The 18,969-nt window shown below is 62.5% G+C and carries 18 protein-coding genes and 2 tRNA genes; 12 read left to right on the plus strand and 8 right to left on the minus strand.

Annotated elements, in window-relative coordinates:
• Nucleotides 1-135 precede the first annotated feature (135 nt).
• The 6 genes from queF to ACNFCJ_RS10665 form a co-directional block, all read right to left on the minus strand.
• Nucleotides 136-966 carry an NADPH-dependent 7-cyano-7-deazaguanine reductase QueF gene (gene queF / locus ACNFCJ_RS10640; RefSeq protein ID WP_416771251.1) on the minus strand — a complete coding sequence of 277 codons (831 nt, stop codon included), beginning with the start codon at nucleotides 964-966 and terminating at the stop codon, nucleotides 136-138.
• Between the two features lie 158 nt (nucleotides 967-1,124).
• Nucleotides 1,125-4,193 carry an efflux RND transporter permease subunit gene (locus ACNFCJ_RS10645; protein WP_416771253.1) on the minus strand — a complete coding sequence of 1,023 codons (3,069 nt, stop codon included), beginning with the start codon at nucleotides 4,191-4,193 and terminating at the stop codon, nucleotides 1,125-1,127.
• Complete coding sequence (locus ACNFCJ_RS10650) at nucleotides 4,190-5,212, minus strand: efflux RND transporter periplasmic adaptor subunit (RefSeq protein ID WP_416771255.1); 1,023 nt, start codon at nucleotides 5,210-5,212, stop codon at nucleotides 4,190-4,192. Before ACNFCJ_RS10650 ends, ACNFCJ_RS10645 begins: the two co-directional genes overlap by 4 nt.
• Nucleotides 5,213-5,368: 156 nt before the next feature.
• Nucleotides 5,369-6,163 carry an ABC transporter permease gene (locus tag ACNFCJ_RS10655; RefSeq protein WP_416771256.1) on the minus strand — a complete coding sequence of 265 codons (795 nt, stop codon included), beginning with the start codon at nucleotides 6,161-6,163 and terminating at the stop codon, nucleotides 5,369-5,371.
• Nucleotides 6,160-7,092, minus strand: coding sequence for an ABC transporter ATP-binding protein (locus ACNFCJ_RS10660; RefSeq protein WP_099523047.1), 933 nt, complete (start codon nucleotides 7,090-7,092; stop codon nucleotides 6,160-6,162). The genes ACNFCJ_RS10655 and ACNFCJ_RS10660 overlap by 4 nt, the downstream gene beginning before the upstream one ends.
• A gap of 154 nt (nucleotides 7,093-7,246) precedes the next feature.
• Nucleotides 7,247-7,909, minus strand: coding sequence for a transglutaminase-like domain-containing protein (locus ACNFCJ_RS10665; RefSeq protein WP_416771258.1), 663 nt, complete (start codon nucleotides 7,907-7,909; stop codon nucleotides 7,247-7,249).
• Nucleotides 7,910-8,049: 140 nt separating this feature from the next.
• Here ACNFCJ_RS10665 and ACNFCJ_RS10670 point away from each other — a divergent pair, with 140 nt between their 5' ends.
• From ACNFCJ_RS10670 to ACNFCJ_RS10725, 12 genes are all read left to right on the plus strand, one after another.
• Nucleotides 8,050-10,497 carry an acyl-CoA dehydrogenase gene (locus tag ACNFCJ_RS10670; RefSeq protein ID WP_416771260.1) on the plus strand — a complete coding sequence of 816 codons (2,448 nt, stop codon included), beginning with the start codon at nucleotides 8,050-8,052 and terminating at the stop codon, nucleotides 10,495-10,497.
• Between the two features lie 192 nt (nucleotides 10,498-10,689).
• Nucleotides 10,690-11,097, plus strand: coding sequence for a PA2817 family protein (locus ACNFCJ_RS10675; protein ID WP_003460917.1), 408 nt, complete (start codon nucleotides 10,690-10,692; stop codon nucleotides 11,095-11,097).
• Between the two features lie 102 nt (nucleotides 11,098-11,199).
• Nucleotides 11,200-11,748, plus strand: coding sequence for a Tll0287-like domain-containing protein (locus ACNFCJ_RS10680; RefSeq protein ID WP_416771262.1), 549 nt, complete (start codon nucleotides 11,200-11,202; stop codon nucleotides 11,746-11,748).
• Complete coding sequence (locus ACNFCJ_RS10685) at nucleotides 11,745-12,029, plus strand: metal-sensing transcriptional repressor (RefSeq protein WP_003460913.1); 285 nt, start codon at nucleotides 11,745-11,747, stop codon at nucleotides 12,027-12,029. The genes ACNFCJ_RS10680 and ACNFCJ_RS10685 overlap by 4 nt, the downstream gene beginning before the upstream one ends.
• Before the next feature lie 200 nt (nucleotides 12,030-12,229).
• Nucleotides 12,230-13,093, plus strand: coding sequence for an MBL fold metallo-hydrolase (locus ACNFCJ_RS10690; protein ID WP_074860871.1), 864 nt, complete (start codon nucleotides 12,230-12,232; stop codon nucleotides 13,091-13,093).
• Between the two features lie 16 nt (nucleotides 13,094-13,109).
• Entirely contained in the window at nucleotides 13,110-14,879 is a 1,770-nt protein-coding gene (locus tag ACNFCJ_RS10695) for a SulP family inorganic anion transporter (RefSeq protein ID WP_416771264.1), read from the plus strand.
• Nucleotides 14,863-15,243 carry a rhodanese-like domain-containing protein gene (locus tag ACNFCJ_RS10700; protein ID WP_003460910.1) on the plus strand — a complete coding sequence of 127 codons (381 nt, stop codon included), beginning with the start codon at nucleotides 14,863-14,865 and terminating at the stop codon, nucleotides 15,241-15,243. The genes ACNFCJ_RS10695 and ACNFCJ_RS10700 overlap by 17 nt, the downstream gene beginning before the upstream one ends.
• A gap of 165 nt (nucleotides 15,244-15,408) precedes the next feature.
• A complete protein-coding gene (cydP, locus tag ACNFCJ_RS10705) occupies nucleotides 15,409-15,621 on the plus strand; it encodes a cytochrome oxidase putative small subunit CydP (protein ID WP_143504148.1) in 213 nt (70 codons plus the stop codon).
• A complete protein-coding gene (locus tag ACNFCJ_RS10710) occupies nucleotides 15,618-17,183 on the plus strand; it encodes a cytochrome ubiquinol oxidase subunit I (protein ID WP_416771266.1) in 1,566 nt (521 codons plus the stop codon). The genes cydP and ACNFCJ_RS10710 overlap by 4 nt, the downstream gene beginning before the upstream one ends.
• Nucleotides 17,184-17,193: 10 nt before the next feature.
• The gene (gene cydB, locus ACNFCJ_RS10715; protein WP_416771267.1) at nucleotides 17,194-18,333 is read left to right on the plus strand and encodes a cytochrome d ubiquinol oxidase subunit II; all 1,140 of its coding nucleotides are present in this window, start codon (nucleotides 17,194-17,196) and stop codon (nucleotides 18,331-18,333) included.
• An 11-nt stretch (nucleotides 18,334-18,344) separates the two neighbouring features.
• Complete coding sequence (gene cydX, locus ACNFCJ_RS10720) at nucleotides 18,345-18,458, plus strand: cytochrome bd-I oxidase subunit CydX (RefSeq protein WP_037051820.1); 114 nt, start codon at nucleotides 18,345-18,347, stop codon at nucleotides 18,456-18,458.
• On the plus strand, nucleotides 18,451-18,741 hold the full coding sequence (locus tag ACNFCJ_RS10725) for a cyd operon YbgE family protein (protein WP_343350348.1): 291 nt from the start codon (nucleotides 18,451-18,453) through the stop codon (nucleotides 18,739-18,741). The genes cydX and ACNFCJ_RS10725 overlap by 8 nt, the downstream gene beginning before the upstream one ends.
• A gap of 54 nt (nucleotides 18,742-18,795) precedes the next feature.
• Here the strand turns inward: ACNFCJ_RS10725 and ACNFCJ_RS10730 are convergent.
• Nucleotides 18,796-18,871, minus strand: a tRNA-Gly gene (locus ACNFCJ_RS10730).
• Nucleotides 18,872-18,885: 14 nt separating this feature from the next.
• A tRNA-Glu gene (locus ACNFCJ_RS10735) sits at nucleotides 18,886-18,961 on the minus strand.
• Nucleotides 18,962-18,969: the final 8 nt, after the last annotated feature.

The raw sequence follows: 18,969 nt of genomic DNA on the forward strand, positions 1-18,969 counted from the left end.
TTGTTGCCGATCTTCACCTTGGATATAGCCCATAAACGACAATGCCCCTATCGACCGATAGAGGCATTGTCTTCACCTTGCACTCAGACTGCTAGGTTTTCACACAGTCTGTGGTTTGGCGGCATTTTTCATGGATTACTGCCGCGCCAGGCGACCATTTTCCGGCTTGATCGCCTCGGTGCTGCGGTAGGGGTTGATGTCCAGCCCGCCACGGCGCACGTAGCGTGCATAGACAGTCAGCGACTGCGGCTGCAGCAGGCGCTGCAGATCTAGGAAGATGCGTTCGACGCACTGCTCGTGAAAATCCGCGTGCTGACGGAAGCTCACCAGATAGGCCAGCAGGCTGGCATGATCCAGCGCGGCACCGCGATACTCGACGACCAGGCTGCCCCAATCCGGCTGACCGGTAACCGGGCAGTTGGATTTGAGCAGATGACTGTGCAGGCTCTCCTCCACCACGTGACCGGCGTCGCAGCGCAGCAGCTCGGGTTGCGGGTGATCGTACTGGCTGACGCTGATATCCAGCTCATCGATGCACTGACCGGGCAGCGTCGCCACGCCTTCTTCAGCAACCTCAGTCAGCGAGCGCAAACGCACCGCCACTGGCTTGCCAGCCACCGCCGACAGATCGCGCACCAGCGTCGCTTGCAGCTCATCCCAACTGGCGAAAGCAGACTGGTTCAGGGAATTGAGGTACAGCTTGAAGGATTTCGACTCGATGATGTTCGGCGAGTCTGCAGGGATGGCGAACTCACCGATGGCCACCACCGGCTTGCCGGAGGGCAGCAGCCAGGACAGCTCGTAGCAGTTCCAGTAGTCCACGCCCTGATACGGCAGGCTGGCGCCATCCAGACCCAGCTCCGCCCATTTGGTGGTACGCGAGATGGGAAACAGCAGCTCGGGGCTGTACTCGGCGATGTACTGGCTGGACTTGCCCAGCGGGGAATGTTCGGCGGGGTGCTGCATGGCAGGCAATCCAGGGTGGCGAAAACCGCGCGAGTTTAGCGGGTTGAGCGCCAAGTCGCACCCGCGAAGCACCACGCAAACCACGACAATCAGTCGCTCAATGCAGTCGTCGCTGCGACAGTTTCAAAAGCTCGCCGCTAAAGCGCCTCCTACAGAACTCAGACCGCCACTGGCTCCTCCTCGATCCTGCGCAATGGTGCCCAACGGCGCAGCAGCAGGTACAGCGTCGGAATCACGTAGAGGGTGAAGAAGGTCCCCACCAGCAATCCGCCAACAATCACCAGGCCTATCTGCTGACGGCTTTCGGCACCCGCACCCGTGGCGATGGCCAACGGCAGCGAACCCAGCACCATGGCGCCGGTGGTCATCAGGATCGGCCGCAGGCGCTGCACCGACGCCTCGATCACCGCCTCACGTAGCGCCTTGCCCTCGCGCAGCAGGTGGTTGGCGAACTCGACGATAAGGATGCCGTGCTTGGTGATCAGGCCGATGAGAGTCACCAGGCCGATCTGCGAATAAATGTTCCAGGTCCCTCCGAACAGCTTCAGTGCCAGCAAGGCACCGGCCATCGACAAGGGCACGCTGAACAGAATGATCAGCGGGTCGCTGAAGCTCTCGAACTGCGCCGCCAGCACCAGGAAGATGAACGCCAGGGCCAGGGCGAAGATCAGCAGAATGCCCGAGCTGGATTCCTTGAAATCACGCGAAGTGCCGGTGTAGTCGTACTGCGTCTCGGGCGGGAACACCTCACGCGCAGCGGTCTCCAGGTTGTTGAGCGCCTCGCCCAGGGTGTATCCGGTGCCGACGTTGGCACTGATGGTCACCGCACGCAGCTGGTTGAAGTGATTGAGCTCACGCGGCGCGACCGTCTCGCGCACCTCGATCAGGTTGGACAACTGCACCATGCCGCCATCGCGATCACGCACGTACACCCGATCCAGGTCCTGCGGGTTGCTGCGGTCGATATCCTGCAGCTGCACCATGACGTCGTACTGCTCGCCGTTCTGCTTGAAGCGGGTCACCTGGCGGCTGCCAAACAGGCTTTCCAGGCTGCGGCCGATCACCGATACATCGGTGCCAACCGCCGTTGCCTGCTCACGATTGACGGTGATCTTGAGCTGCGGCGAATTGAGCTTGAGGTCGCTATCCAGCCCCTCCAGGCCCGGATAATCACGCATGCGCTCCATCAGTTGATCGACATAAACCTGCAGCTCGGCGTATTCCATGGACGAGCGCACGACGAAGTTGATCGGCTGGTTGCGCGCGCTCTGCCCCAGCGGCGGGCGGTTGACCGGGGTCACGCGCATACCGGCGATGTCCTGCAACTGCGGTAGCAGTTCATTGCGAATCTCGAACTGGGTACGCGAGCGGTCGCCCCAGTCCTCCAGTTTCATGAAGGAGATGCCCTGCGCCACCGTGGGGAAACCAGCGATCATCAGATAGCGATTGGTCTCCGGAATGCTCGCGTAAGCAGCTTCGACCTCACGGCCGTAGCGCGCCGTGTAATCGATGGTGGCGCCGTCCGGGCCATTGAACACGCCGACGATGGTGCCGGTGTCCTCGGTAGGCGCCAGCTCCGAACGCAAGCCGCCGAACAACCAGGCGCACATCACAAAGGCACCGAGCAGCACGCCAAGCACCAGCGGCCAGGCACGCAGCGCACGGTCCAGGCTGTGTTTGTAGCTATAGGTCAGGCCGTTGAGGAAGCCTTCGATCAGGTTGTACACGCGGCCATGGCGCTGCTCGTGCTGATGCGGTTTGAGCATCACCGCGCACATCATCGGCGTCAGCGTCAGCGCCACGAAACCGGAAACCAGCACGGCGCCGGCCAGGGTCCAGGCGAACTCGGTAAACAGCTTGCCGGTGGTGCCCTGCATAAAGCCGATGGGGGCGAACACCGCAGCCAGGGTCAAGGTCATGGCGATCACCGCGAAGGCAATCTCGCGACTGCCCTTGAAGGCCGCCTGCATCGGCTTCATCCCGGCCTCGATGTGGCGATGGATGTTCTCCAGCATGACGATGGCGTCGTCCACCACCAGGCCGATGGCCAGAACCATCGCCAGCAATGTCAGGGTGTTGATGGTGAAGCCCATCAGCGACATCAGAGCGAAGGCGCCGATCAACGAGACCGGGATGGTCACCAGCGGAATCAGCGTCGCACGCAGCGAGCGCAGGAAAATGAAGATGATCAGGATGACCAGCGCCACGGCTTCCCAGATGGTGGTAAAGACGTTATCGATGGACTCGCGGATGAACTGCGAGTTGTCGTTGGCCACAGTCATGTTCATGCCGTCGGGCAGCAATGCCTGAACGTCATCCCAGGCCGCTTCGAGGCCATCGGAGATATCCAGCGGGTTGGCCGTGGCTTGCTTGACCAGGCCCAGGGTCACCGCTGGCAAACCGTTGAAACGCACGACGGTGCGCTCGTCGCGAGGCCCCACCTCGGCGCGGCCAACATCGGACAGACGCAGCAGGTAGCCTTGCGAATCGTCGAGAATCAGCTCGCTGAACTGCTCCGGGGTACGCAGATCGGTTTCCGACAGCACGCTGAACTCACGCTCGCGCGACTCGATGCGTCCGGCCGGAATCTCCACGTTCTGCCGACGCAGGGCGTCTTCCACGTCCTGCACGGTCAGGTTGTGCGCAGCGAGCTTTTCCGGGTCGAGCCAGATGCGCATGGAGAAGGTACGCGCCCCACGCACCTGCACTTCGGACACACCGGGAATAGTCTGCAGGCGATCCTTGACTACCCGCTCCAGCAGATCGGTGATCTCCATGGCACTGTGCTGCTGGCTGTGAAAGGCGATCCACACCACCGGCTGAGCATCGGCCTCGACCTTCTGCACGATGGGCTCGTCCACTTCGTCCGGCAGCAGGTTGCGCACCCGCCCGAGACGGTCACGTACGTCGTTGGCCGCCTCATCTGCGCTGCGCCCGAGGCGAAACTGTGCGGTGATCTGGGTGTTTTCCGCGCGACTGATGGAGGTGACAAAGTCCAGGCCCTCGATACCGGAGAGCACGTCCTCCACCGGCTGCGCCACCTGCGACTCCATGATTTCCGGACTGGCGCCGGGATAGGTGACCTGCACGGTGACGATGGGCACGTCGATATTGGGGTATTCGCGCACGTTGAGGCGGTCGTAGGCCATCAGCCCCAGCAGCACCACGATCAGCGACAAAACAGTGGCGAATACCGGCCGGCGAATGCAGACGTCGGAAAGCGTCACGGCTGACGCTCCCCGCTCTTGGTACGCACGACCAGCCCTTCACGCACACGCTGCCAACCGGCGCTGATGATAGTTTCGTCACCCTGCAGGCCTTCACGCACCTCGACCAGGCCGTCGAAACGCTTGCCCAGGGTCACCTCACGGCGCTCGACCTTGCCATCGACCACCAGGTTGACCAGCAACTTGTCGCCCTGCGGCATCACCGCCTCTTCAGGGATCACCAGCGCCTGCGGCCGCTCTTCGAGAATCACCGAAACACGGACGAACTGACCTGGACGCAGGCGCCGATCATCGTTGCCGATATGCGCGCGGATAGCCTGGCTGCGCCCCGCTTCATCCAGGCGCGGGTTGATGGCGTAGATCTCCCCTCGAAAACGTTCGCCCGGGTAGGTATCGAGGGTAATTTCCACGGTCTGACCGAGGCGCACCTGGGCCACGGCCTTCTGTGGAATACGGAAGTCGACCTTGAGCGGGTCGAGCACCTCCAGATTGACGATGTTTTGCCCGGAACTGAGGTAGTCACCGGCGCTGGCCTGACGCAGGCCCAGCGTGCCGTCGTGAGGGGCCTTGATCTGAGTCTTGTCGAGCCGTGCCTGGGCCAGGGCCTGGCTGGCGCGCGCAGCCTGCAGCTGGCTCTGCGCCTCATCCAGTGCCTGGGCGTTGCTGGCACCGCGCTGGAACAGCATCTGCGCCCGCTGATGGTTCTTCTCGGCGAGATCGAGATTGGCCCGGGCCTGGGCGAATTCGGCGCGCGCAATGGCGTCGTCAAGGCTGATCAGTAGATCGCCGGCGGTTACCGCCTGGCCCTCGCGAAAATGCAGGGTGGCCAGGCGCCCTTCCACTTCCGGACGGATCATCACCGATTCGTCGGAGCGCAGCGAACCGAAGGTGATCAGCTCGTCACGCACCTCCATCTGCCGCACCGGCACGGTCTCGACCATTGGCCCTTCTGCAGCAACCGCAGGCAGCGCAAATACACCCAGCCACAGCAATGGAAGAGCACGCAACAGCACGGTCATGATCAGCCCCTTCTTCTTGGTAGAGGCGGAGTCTAACCGGCTGCTGCGTTACTGACAGGTGCGCAAGTTATTTCGCTATGTTTTTTCTCTCGCCACCACGCCTGTAGGAGCGACTTTAGCCGCGAGATCGCGGATGAATCCGCTCCCACAAAAGCGTCACTGACGCATGCCGCGACCGCTGATCAGCAGGCGGATGCACAGGGTGTAGAGCGCAGCTGTGGCCAGCAGCATGAAGCCGATGGCTACGCCAATACGGATGTCGGATACCCCGAGAATGCCGTAACGGAAGGCGTTGACCATGTGCAGGATGGGGTTGCCCAGCGACACCGTCTGCCAGAACGGCGGCAACAGCGTGATGGAATAGAACACGCCACCCAGGTAGGTCAGCGGCGTCAGCACGAAGGTCGGGATGATCGAAATGTCGTCGAAGTTGCGCGCATACACCGCGTTGACGAAGCCGCCCAGGGAGAAGATGGTCGCTGTCAGCAGCACCACCAGCACGGTCACGCCCAGGTGATGTACCTGCAGGTGGGTGAAGAACAACGACAGTAGCGTGACGATGAAGCCCACCGCCAACCCACGCAGCACGCCACCGACGACGAAACCGATGAGGATGGTGTGCGGCGAGACCGGCGAGACCAGCAGTTCCTCGACGTTGCGCTGGAACTTGCTACCGAAGAAGCTCGACACCACGTTGCCGTAGCTGTTGGTGATCACCGACATCATGATCAGCCCCGGCACGATGTATTCCATGTAGCTGAAGCCGCCCATGTCGCCGATCTGCCGGCCGATCAGGTTACCGAAGATAACGAAGTACAGGACCATGGTGATCGCTGGCGGTAGCAGGGTTTGCGGCCAGATACGCACGAAGCGACGGACCTCACGGTGAACGATGGTACGCAGGGCCACCAGGTTGGCGGCGAATTCGCTGCTGAGGTACTGAGAGGTCATTGCGCCACCTTGGCCAGGTTCTTTTCCACCAGGGAGACGAACAGCTCCTCCAGGCGATTGCTCTTGTTACGCAGGCTGAGCACCTCGACCTGCTGCTGGGCCAGTTGCTGGAACAGCGCGTTGAGGCCCTGACTCTTCTCCACCTGCACTTCCAGGGTGTGATGATCGACCAGGCGCGCCGGATAGCCCTGCAGCAGCGGCACTGAGCTGTAGGAGTCCTTGAGGTCGAAGAGAAAGGTCTCCACATGCAGCTTCTTCAGCAGATCCTTCATGCTGCTCAGCTCCACGATACGGCCGTGGTCGATGATGCCGATGTTGCGGCAGAGCTGCTCGGCCTCTTCCAGGTAGTGGGTCGTCAGGATGATGGTGGTGCCCTGCTTGTTCAGCTCGGTGAGGAAGCTCCACATCGAACGGCGCAGCTCGATATCCACCCCGGCAGTCGGTTCATCGAGGATCAGCAGGCGCGGCTGGTGCACCAGAGCGCGGGCGATCATCAGGCGGCGCTTCATGCCGCCGGACAGTTCGCGGGAGGCGACGTCGCGCTTGTCCCAAAGGCCGAGCTGGGTCAGGTACTGCTCGGCGCGCTCCTTGGCGACGGAACGCGGAATACCGTAGTAGCCGGCCTGGGTGACGACGATGTCGAACACCTTCTCGAATTGGTTGAAGTTGAATTCCTGCGGCACAACACCGAGGCAGCGCTTGAGCGCGTAGGGTTCGCGGTCAAGGTCATGGCCGAACACGCTGACCGTGCCGCTGCTCTTGTTCACCAGCGTGGAAAGCACGCCGATGGTGGTGGATTTGCCGGCGCCATTGGGGCCAAGCAAGGCGAAGAAGTCACCTTCGGCAACGTCCAGATCGATGCCGTGCAGGGCCTGGAAGCCGTTTCCGTAGGTCTTGGTCAACTGGCGAATGGTCAGGGCGGAGCTCATGAAGATGGGGTTTCCCGCGCGAGAGTGAGGTCGTTATAGATGGGTACGAAGGGCCCCGATTGCAACCGGGTGTTTCGCCCATTTCTTTCTGGCATGCACCCTACCGACCCCGGCGCGCAGATAAAAGACCGTCATGCCAATCTTGATTATCGACTCAGTCGATAACACTGGCCTCACGTTGCATATCGCCGCTCAATTCCAGCGCACCGGCCTCGAACAGATGCGGATAACACCCGCGCAGATGGTCGAAGAACAGTTGCTCGGGCAGATCCTCGAACTGACCGTGATCGTGCAGGTATTCCATGTAGCGCTCCCCCTGGTCGTTGTAAGGGTGGAAGACGCTGTCATGCACGCCGTCGAATTCCAGCGGCGCCACCTTGAATACCCGGCACAGCGCCTCGTTGAACGCCGGCGTGGCCTTGACCCAGCGCCCATCCAGATACAGTTCGGTATAGCCGTGCATGGCGAACACCTCGCTACGCAGCAGCTCCAGCAGACGCGGCGTCGACAGGTGATTGCGCACGTCGGCCAGGCCGATACGCGCGGGAATCCCGCAATGCCGGGCACAGGCAGCGAGCAGATTGGCCTTGGGCACACAGTAGGACTCACCTGCCGCCAGCGCGTGACTGGCCTTCAATGTCTGCGCGTCGAGGCTGAAGGCATAGGGGTTGTAGCGAACCTCGTCACGTACCGCCAGATACAAGGCCACGGCCTGACTGGTCGGTTCTCGTGACGCACCACGCCAACGTTCAGCGAACTCGACTACCGCGCAATGGTCACTGTCAATGAAGCGGCCGGGACGTAGATAGGTCTGCATGGCGAGGGCTCCTGAAGTTTGCTTCAGTCTAATCCCGTCAATTGCGCCACGTTCACGACGATCCGGCCAAGCTCACCGCCCCTGCCGCCATTTATGGCTATGCTCGGGGCGTCGCCCGCTCGAATCATGGAGGAATGCACATGCACGTCATCTGGTTGCTGGTTCTGCTGCTCGGGGTCGCCTACCTGGCCCATAGCCGTACCGCCGCCCTACCCGCCCTCGGCATCACCGCAGCCTATCTGGTGGCCATGGCATTGTTCAGCCCGGTACCGGGGTGGTTGCAACTGCTGCTGTGGATCGTCACCGGCGCCGTCGCCGCGTTCATCCTGCTCGGTGATCTGCGCCGGCAATTGTTCACCAGCCCGCTGTTCGCCTGGTTCCAGCGCGTACTGCCGCCAATGTCGGCCACCGAGCGCGACGCTATCGAAGCCGGCACGGTGTGGTGGGATGGCGAGCTGTTCAGCGGCAAGCCTGACTGGGACAAGCTGCTGGCCTACCCCAAGGCCAAGCTGACCGACGAAGAACAAGCGTTCATCGACGGCCCTACCGAAGAACTCTGCGCCATGATCAGCGACTGGCAGGTTGGCCAGCAGATGGATCTGCCAGAGAAAGCCTGGGAGCACATCAAGCAGCATGGTTTCTTCGCCCTGATCATTCCCAAGGAGTACGGCGGCAAGGGCTTCTCGGCCTACGCCCACTCGCAGGTGGCGATGAAGCTGGCGACCCGCAGCGGCGACCTGGCCTCCACCGTGATGGTGCCCAACTCCCTCGGCCCGGCCGAGCTGCTGCTGCACTACGGCACCGATGAGCAGCGCCAGCACTACCTGCCGCGCCTGGCGCGCGGTGATGACATTCCCTGCTTCGCCCTCACCGGCCCGCTGGCCGGCTCCGACGCCGGCGCCATGCCGGACACCGGGATCATCTGCAAGGGCCAGTACAACGGCGAAGAAGTGATCGGCCTGCGCCTGAATTGGGAGAAGCGTTACATCACCCTCGGCCCGGTGGCGACCCTGCTCGGCCTGGCCTTCAAGGCCTACGACCCGGATCACCTGCTGGGCGACAAGGAAGACCTCGGCATCAGCCTGGCGCTGATTCCCACCGATACCCCCGGCGTGGAAATCGGCCGTCGTCACCTGCCTCTCGGCGCTGCTTTCATGAATGGTCCGAACTCCGGCAAGGACGTGTTCATTCCGCTGGAGTACCTGATCGGCGGTCAGGAGTACCTCGGCAAGGGCTGGATGATGTTGATGAACTGCCTGTCGGTCGGCCGCTCCATCTCCCTGCCGGCAGTCGGCACCGGCGCGGCCAAGTTCACCAGCCTCGCCACCGGCCAGTACGCCCAGCTGCGTGAGCAGTTCAACGTGCCGCTGGCGGCCTTCGAGGGCATTCAGGAGGCCTTGGCGCGCATCGGCGGCAATGCCTGGCTGATGGACAGCGCGCGCATCCTCACTGCCAACGCCGTCGATCTGGGCGAGAAGCCCTCGGTACTGTCGGCGATTCTCAAGTACCACCTGACCGAGCGCGGCCGCGAGTGCATCGGCCACGCCATGGACGTGCACGGCGGCAAGGGCATCATCATGGGCCCGAACAACTACCTGGCCCGCTCCTGGCAGGGCGCGCCGATCTTCATAACCGTCGAGGGTGCCAACATCCTCTCGCGCAACCTGATGATCTTCGGTCAGGGTGCCATCCGCTGCCATCCGTACGTGCTCAAGGAAATGTCCCTGGCCGACCGCGAGGACAAGGACCAGGCACTGATCGAGTTCGACTCGCTGCTGATGAGCCATATCGGCTTCGCCGTCGGCAACGCTGCCAGCAGCTTCCTTCTCGGCCTGACACTGAACCGCCTGGGCACTGTGCCGGGTGACGAACTCAGCCAGCCCTACTACCGCGCCCTCAATCGCCTGGCAGCAGCCTTCGCCCTATGCGCCGACAGCAGCATGATGCTGCTCGGCGGTGACCTGAAACGCCGCGAGCGTCTGTCCGCGCGCCTCGGCGACGTGCTCAGCCACCTCTACCTGGGTTCGGCCGCGCTCAAGCGCTACCACGACCTGGACTACCCGGAAGCGATTCGTCCGCTGCTGCGCTGGGCCATGGAGGAAAACCTCTACCACGCCGAACAAGCGCTGGATGACCTGCTGAGCAACTTCCCCAACCGCCTGTTCGGCTGCCTGCTCAAAGCGCTGGTGTTCCCGCTGGGCCGCCGCCACCAGGGTCCGAGCGACGCCCTGGACGCCGAAGTGGCGGCGATCATCGGCCGCCAAGCCGGCGATCCTGCTCTGGAGTCGGTGCTGGAAGGTTGCTACCGCCCACAGGCCGATCAGGATTCGGTTGGCGCCCTGCAGCATGCGCTGAACCTGGTGCAGGCCAGCCAGGACGCGCGCAAGCGCCTGCATCAGGCACTCAAGGACGGCAGTCTGCAACCAGCGCCGGGCCAGGACGCCATCGAAGCGGCGATCGCTGCCGGCATCCTCGACGGCGAACAGGGCCAGCGCCTGCAAGCGGCCGAAGCGGCTCGGCGTCGAGTGATCGACGTCGACGACTTCGCCAAGGAAGAGCTCATGTTGGAGAGCGGCAAGGTGCGTTGACTCGAGCCACCTGTGGGAGGGGCTTTAGCTGCGAGCTTCATGCGTCGCGACTACGACTGCAGGGATGCAGGAGGTAGAGCGAAGCAGGATGCCCGAGCCGAAAGCTCCTCTCACGAAAGCCAGCCATGCAGGACAGCGGGCGTCAGGAACTCTATACTCCTGCGCCCGTTTTACCCTTCAGGAACCTGCACCATGGCCAGCCATATCGAACACCACCTCGCCCTGCTCAATCACCTGCGCGGCATCCTCGTCGCCCTGGGCGAAGCCGAACAGGTGCTCGACGACAGCCACGCCCTGTTCCTCGAGCGCTACGACGAACTGCTCGCCGAATTGCCGCGCGACCCGGTTTCCAGCCAATACCTGGGCCAGGATCTGATCAGCCAGGTGTTCCACCGCTACCCACAGATCGCCCACCTGGTACCCCGTGATCTGCTGTGGTTCTTCGGTGGCGACTGCCTGCACTTCATGCCCGACGAAGAAATCACCCTGTACCAGGCTCTCGACGAGCGCCGTTTCGAAGCCGAAGAGAACGACGAGCCCTTCGACTGGAACCTGGAAAAACAGCTGCTGGCCCTGCCCACTGACGGCGCCAAGCACTGATCCACCGCTAACCCCTATTGGTCAGAATGTCGCAGATGACGGCGGTGACAGCCGTCATCTTTCATGCATAAATACCCCCACCAGTATTTATGAGGTTCGACCATGCGCCCATTTCTGCTCGCTACCCTGCTCGTTAGCACCGCCGCACAAGCAACCGCCCCCTGGCAAGACGAGGCGGCGGCGCAGATCCCACCATTCGCCGAGCACTTGCTGGGTACGGTACGCCAGGCCGTCACCGATGGCGGGCCAATTGCAGCAGTACAGGCCTGCCAGGCATTGGCGCCACAGATCGCCAGCGAGCATAGCCAGCAAGCGTGGCAACTGGGCCGCACATCGCTCAAGGTACGCAACCCGGGCAACACCCCCGATGCCTGGGAGCGCAGCGTACTGGAACGTTTTGCGGAAGCCGCGATAGCCGGAACGCCGGTCAAGGAATTACGCTACGGCGAAGAGGTCGACGGCGAATATCGCTACATGCAGGCCATTGCCGTAGGCGAGCCTTGCATGGCCTGTCACGGCACCGCGATCAAAGCAGAGGTACAAGAGGCCATTGATCAGTACTATCCGCATGATCAGGCCCGCGGCTATCAGATCGGCGAACTGCGCGGCGCCTTTACCCTGACTCGCCCCCTCGCACAGGAAACGCCATGACCGAGACTACCGACCTGCATTTACGCATGCTCGAACAGCAGCAAGCGATGCTCAAGCGCCTGGCCCGTGTCGAAGGCCAGATCCGTGGCATCCAGGCGATGATCAAGCGTGGCGAGGATTGCGCCGCCATCGCCCAGCAGTTCTCGGCAGCCCGTAGCGCCCTGGACAAATCCTACCGCCTGATGCTCACCTGCCTGATCGAAGAAGCCATGCTCGACCCCGAGCAGGATACCGAGGCCTCACTGCAGCGAGTGCGCGAGATTTTCACCAAGTACACCTGACACACGCCCCCTCTGGCGCGCCGCTCGCGCGCGCCTGCCTCTGCCAGTGCCCGGCACCTCAAAAAACGCACAAACCGGTTATGGCCGACCTGAACAAGGTTGCGACATCTTATTACTTAACAATCTATGCATAGAACCAAAACACAGTTAAGCTAAATCTTAATTAAATACTCCCATGGGTATATGAGAGGAGCCTGACCATGCGCCCTGATGTCGTCGAATTCTTTGATCCTGTCACCTATACCTACAGCTACGTGATCATCGATCCTGCCACGCAACACTGCGCCATCGTCGACTCGGTGCTGGACTACGACCCGGCCTCCGGGCGCACCTCACACGCCAGCGCAGACCGCATCATCGCCTTCGTCAAGGAGCGCGATCTGCACGTTGAGTGGTTGCTGGAAACCCATGTGCACGCCGACCACCTGTCCGCCGCGCCTTACCTCAAGCGCGAACTGGGCGGCAAGCTGGCCATCGGTGAGCACATCACCGTAGTGCAGAACACTTTCGGCAAGCTGTTCAACGCCGGCACCGAGTTCGCCACCGATGGCAGCCAGTTCGACCGGCTGCTCCACGATGGCGATACCTTCCATATTGGCGAGCTGCACGGTAGAGCCATCCACACTCCTGGCCATACCCCGGCCTGTATGACCTACCTGATCGGTGACGCTGGTTTCGTTGGCGACACTCTGTTCATGCCCGACTACGGCACTGCGCGCTGCGACTTCCCCGGCGGCGACGCGCACATCCTCTACCAGTCGATCCAGCGACTCTTCACCCTGCCCGACGAAACCCGCCTGTTCATGTGCCATGACTACAAAGCGCCGGGGCGCGAGGATTTTCGCTTCCAGACCACCATCGCCGAAGAACGTGCGCACAACGTCCACGTTCATCAGGGCATCGCCGAAGCCGACTTCGTCGCCATGCGCCGCCAGCGCGACGCCACCCTGGACATGCCCACCCTGATTCTGCCGTCGGTGCAGGTCAACATGCGTGCAGGGCAACTGCCACCGGCCGAAGCCAATGGCACCCGCTATCTGAAAATCCCTTTGGATGTGCTGTAGAGCGGCAGGAAAAGAAATGAAACTGAGCCACTGGCTGCCCTGCCTGGACTGGGGCAGACGCTACGACCGAGGCAGCGCAACGCAGGATGGACTCGCCGCACTGATCGTCACCCTGATGCTGATTCCGCAGAGCCTGGCCTATGCCATGCTCGCGGGTCTGCCACCGGTGACCGGCCTCTACGCCAGCATCCTGCCGCTGCTGGCCTACGCCCTGTTCGGCTCCAGCCGCACTCTGGCGGTTGGTCCGGTGGCCGTGGTTTCATTGATGACCGCCGCCACCCTGGCGCCACTGTTTCCGGCCGGTAGCGCCGAATACGTCGGCGCCGCCATGCTCCTGGCCCTGCTCTCGGGACTGCTGCTGGCAGCCATGGCCATGCTGCGCCTGGGCTTTATCGCCAACTTTCTCAGCCATCCGGTGGTGTCCGGCTTTATCAGCGCCTCGGGCATTCTCATCGCTCTCGGCCAGCTCAAGCACCTGCTCGGCGTCTCGGCGTCCGGCGAAAATCTGCCGCAGTTGCTGCCACAACTGATCCAGGCGCTACCTGGCACACACGGACCGACGCTGCTGATCGGCGTGCTCAGCCTGGCATGGCTGTGGTGGGCCAGAAGCCGACTGAAGCAACTACTGCAAGGCCTTGGCCTGTCGCCGCAACTGGCCAGTAACCTGGCCAAGGCCGGGCCGGTACTGGCGATCATCGTCGCCATTGCCGCTGTCGCACTGCTGCAACTGGAGCAAGCCGGGGTCAAGGTGGTTGGCCTGGTGCCGCAAGGGCTGCCAGGGCTGACGCTGCCGACAATGGATCTCGACCTGGCCATACAACTGCTGCCAGCGGCGCTGCTGATCAGCCTGGTGGGCTTCGTCGAATCGGTCTCGGTCGGCCAGACCCTGGCGGCCAAACGCCGCCAGCGCATCCAGCCGGACAACGAGCTGCTCGGCCTTGGCGCGGCGAACATCGCCGCATCCTTCAGTGGCGGCTTCCCCGTCACCGGCGGTTTCGCCCGCTCGGTGGTCAATTACGATGCCGGCGCCCGCACGCCCATGGCCGGCGTATTCACCGCCCTCGGTATCGGCCTCAGCGTGATGCTGCTGACGCCTCTGCTGCACGACCTGCCACAAGCCGTGCTGGCGGCGACCATCATCGTCGCAGTGCTCAGCCTGGTCGACCTCAAGTCGCTGCAGCACACCTGGCGTTATTCGCGCCAGGACGGCGCCGCGCAGATTGCCACCCTCCTCGGTGTGCTGCTGATCGGCGTCGAGGCCGGTATCCTGCTTGGCGTCGGCCTGTCGCTGCTGCTGTTTCTCTGGCGCACCAGCCAGCCACATATCGCCGTGGTCGGCCAGGTACCGGGTAGCGAGCATTTTCGCAACGTCGAACGCTTCGCCGTGATCGAGAGACCCAGCGTGTTGTCGCTGCGTGTCGACGAGAGCCTGTATTTCCCCAATGCCCGCTATCTGGAAGACCGCATCGGCGAGCTGATCGCCAGTCGGCCGCAGGTACGTCACCTGGTGCTGATGTGCTCGGGAGTCAACCTGATAGACGCCAGCGCCCTGGATTCGCTGCACGCCATCGTCGAGCGCCTGCATACCGCCGGTGTGCAACTGCACCTGTCCGAGGTCAAGGGGCCAGTAATGGATCAGCTACGCCGCTCCGACTTCCTGGAGCGCTTCGGCGGCCAGGTATTCATCAGTCAGTTCGAGGCGCTCAAGCAGCTCGCCCCCGCGCCTCCATCGCCAACTTCTCAGCCACTTTCCATGCAAGGAAATACTCATGAAAAGCGCTCATGATCTGGTCCTCGCCGCCAAGACTCGCATCACTGAAGTCGATCTGTCGCAGGCCGAAGCAGCCATCCGCGATGCCGACCTGCTGATCGACGTGCGCGAGGCGGATGAATACAGCGCCGCACACATTCCCGGCGCCATCAACATTCCACGCGGTCTGCTGGAGTTCAAGCTGAGCAACGATGCGCAACTGGCCGAGCGCACGCTCAAGCTGGTTCTCTATTGCAAGAACAGCGGTCGCTCGGCGCTGGCTGCCGACGCGCTGCGGGAGATGGGCTATCGCAATGTGCTGTCTCTGGCCGGCGGTATCGAGGCCTGGCAAGCGGCCGGTCGAGAACTGCTGACGCCCACCCTGCCGGCGTTCGACTGAGTTATTGGCGGCTGCCACTGCAGGCATTGGTCCGCTAATCGACATTCCCCTGACCTGCATCAATCTCCATCGCTACACACCCCCACGAGTACTCTGTAACATTAGGACACATCCACTCTGCCGGTGCGGCCTCACCGCCCGCACCGGCACACGCGGAGCATCGAGATGCCCGAACGCGAACCTTCCTCCCCCTGGCGCATTCCGCTAGTACGCGAAATCGCCGTGATCTTGCTGATCAAGCTGACCCTGCTGCTGAGTATCAAGGCCATCTGGTTCAACGAACCGACAGTCCCCGAGGACGGCCAGCAGCGCGTCGAGCATCACCTGTTTGGTCAGCCTGCCCCACTTTCTATAAACACCGAGGAGACACCGAGATGATCTCGGAATCAGTCGTCGACCTTTCACGCCTGCAGTTCGCCATGACAGCGATGTATCACTTCATCTTCGTCCCCCTGACCCTGGGCCTGGCCTTCCTGCTGGCGATCATGGAGTCGGTCTACGTGATGACCGGCAAACAGGTCTACAAGGACATGGTCAAGTTCTGGGGCAAGCTGTTCGGCATCAACTTCGCCCTGGGCGTCACCACCGGGCTGACCATGGAGTTCCAGTTCGGCACCAACTGGGCCTACTACAGCCACTATGTCGGTGACATCTTCGGTGCGCCGCTGGCCATCGAAGGACTGATGGCCTTCTTCCTCGAATCCACCTTCATCGGCCTGTTCTTCTTCGGCTGGGACCGCCTAAGCAAGCTGCAGCACCTGACCGTGACCTGGCTGGTGGCAATTGGCTCGAACCTTTCGGCGCTGTGGATCCTCATCGCCAACGGCTGGATGCAGAACCCGGTGGGTGCCGAGTTCAACTTCGAGACCATGCGCATGGAACTGACCGATTTCGGTGCCCTGCTGTTCAACCCGGTGGCGCAGGTCAAGTTCGTGCATACCGTGGCGGCGGGCTATGTCACCGGTTCGATCTTCGTCCTGGCCATCTCCAGCTATTACCTGCTGAAGAAACGCGATCAGGGTTTCGCCCGTCGCTCCTTCGCCATCGCCTCGGCCTTCGGTCTGGCCTCGATTCTCTCGGTGATCGTCCTCGGTGACGAGTCTGGCTACGAGATCGGCGATGTGCAGAAGACCAAGCTGGCGGCCATCGAGGCCGAGTGGGAAACCCACCCAGCACCGGCGGGCTTCACCCTGTTCGGCCTGCCCAACCAGGACGAGCAGCGCACCGACTACGCGGTGAAGATCCCCTACGCCCTGGGGCTGATAGCCACCCGCTCGCTGGATAAGGAGGTAAAGGGCATCAAGGACCTGCTCATCGAGCACGAGGCGCGCATCCGCACCGGCATGACCGCCTACGGGCTGCTGGAGCGCCTGCGTAACGGCGACAAGTCGGCCGAAACCGTCGCTGCCTTCAACGAAGTGAAGAATGACCTGGGCTATGGCCTGCTGCTGAAGAAATACACCACCAATGTGGTCGATGCCAGCGAGGCACAGATCAAGCAGGCCGCGCTGGACACCATTCCCAACGTGTTCAGCCTGTTCTGGAGCTTCCGCATCATGGTCGCCAGCGGCTTCCTCATGCTGGCGCTGTTCGCCTGCGCCTTCTGGGCCTCGGCGAAGAAGAACGAAGAAAGCAAACCCTGGCTGCTCAAGTGGGCGCTGTGGAGTCTGCCACTGCCCTGGATCGCCGCACAGACCGGCTGGTACGTCGCTGAACACGGACGCCAGCCCTGGTCCATCGGTGAAGTGCTGCCGACCCATCTTTCCGCCTCCAGCCTGTCGGCCGGTGACGTCTGGGGCTCATTGATTGCGTTGATCGCCTTCTACAGCCTGCTGCTGGTGGTGGAGATGTACCTGATGATCAAGTTCGCCCGCCTCGGCCCGTCGAGCCTGCACAGCGGACGCTACCACTTCGAGCAACAGCAGCCTGCCCACGCCTGAGGACTTCACCATGTTCGACTACGAAACCCTGAAACTCGTCTGGTGGGTGCTGATCGGCGTGCTGCTGATTGGCTTCGCCCTCACCGATGGCTTCGACATGGGCGCCATGGCGCTGATGCCCTTCGTCGGCAGGACCGACAACGAGCGCCGCGTCGCCATCAACACCATCGCCCCGCACTGGGACGGCAACCAGGTGTGGTTCATCACTGCCGGCGGCGCGCTGTTCGCCGCCTGGCCGATGGTCTACGCGGTGGCCTTCTCCGGGCTGTACTGGGCCATGTTACTGGTGCTGTTCGCCCTGTTCTGCCGCCCGGTGGGTTTCGACTACCGCAGCAAACTGGAAAACACCCGCTGGCGCAACGCCTGGGACTGGGCCCTGTTCGTTGGCGGCGCGGTACCGGCGCTGGTTTTCGGCGTGGCCTTCGGCAACCTGTTCCTCGGCCTGCCGTTCCAGCTCGATGACATGATGCGCTCGAGCTACCACGGCTCCTTCTTCGCCCTGCTCAACCCCTTCGCCCTGCTCTGCGGCGTGGTCAGCCTGAGCATGCTCTGCGCCCACGGCGGCGCCTGGCTGATGATGCGCACCGAAGGTGACCTGGCCGCACGCTCGCGCACGGCCACTTACCTCAGTGCGCTGGTATTCCTGATCGGTTTCCTGCTGGCCGGCAGTTGGCTGGCACTGGGTATCAAGGGCATGAGTCTGGCGGGTGCGTTCGATGCTGGCGCGGCACTGAACCCGCTGCACAAGCAGGTGCTCGCCGACAATGCCGGCTGGCTCGGCAATTACAGTCGCTACCCACTGACAATGGGCGCCCCCGTGCTGGGTGTGGTCGGAGCACTGCTGGCCATCCTCGCCAGCACCTGGCGTCGCGCCGGCCTGACCTTCATCGGCAGTAGCCTGATGATCGTCGGCACCATCTGCACCGCCGGCTTCGCCCTATTCCCCTTCGTCTTCCCGTCGAGCCTTGATGCGGCCTCCAGCCTGACGGTGTGGGACGCGGTATCGAGCCAAAAGACCCTCGGGATCATGTTCGTCGTCGCCTGCATCTTCGTACCGATCATCCTCATCTACACCCTTTGGGGCTACGTGAAGATGTGGGGCAAGCTCAACGACCGCAGCATCGAAGCCAACCCCCACGGCCTGTATTGAGGAGAAACGCGATGTGGTACTTCACCTGGATTCTTGGCGTGCTGCTGGCCTGCAGCTTCGGCATCATCAACGCACTATGGCTGGAAACCACGCAGGATCTCGACACCGAGAGCGAGCATGAGTGACACCACCCTGAGCGAGCGCGCGCCGTTGCGCGTGCTCTCCTGGCTGCTGGCCACGCCCCTGGCGCTGCTGCTGCTGATCCACCCCGGCGCCATGCTCGACAGCCAGGGCCGCTACAGCCATTCGCTGCTGATGCTGGTGATGTGGGGCGTATCCAACGCCTTCATCCACGGCGTCGGCTTCGCCCCGCGCCACTGGCTGTGGCGCGCCATATTCTCACCCTGGTTGGGCTGGGGATTGTGCGGGCTGGGCTATACCCTGCTGTATCTGGCACGAACGGCCTGAACGCAAACGACAGAAACGAAAACGCCGCTCGATTGAGCGGCGTTTTCGTTTATTTGGAGCGGGAAACGAGACTCGAACTCGCGACCCCGACCTTGGCAAGGTCGTGCTCTACCAACTGAGCTATTCCCGCAGTACAACTTGAAATGGCGTCCCCTAGGGGACTCGAACCCCTGTTACCGCCGTGAAAGGGCGGTGTCCTAGGCCACTAGACGAAGGGGACCTTGGAAC

This window comes from Pseudomonas sp. NY15364, assembly GCF_048068235.1.
GTDB classification, from domain to species: Bacteria; Pseudomonadota; Gammaproteobacteria; order Pseudomonadales; family Pseudomonadaceae; genus Aquipseudomonas; species Aquipseudomonas mendocina_D.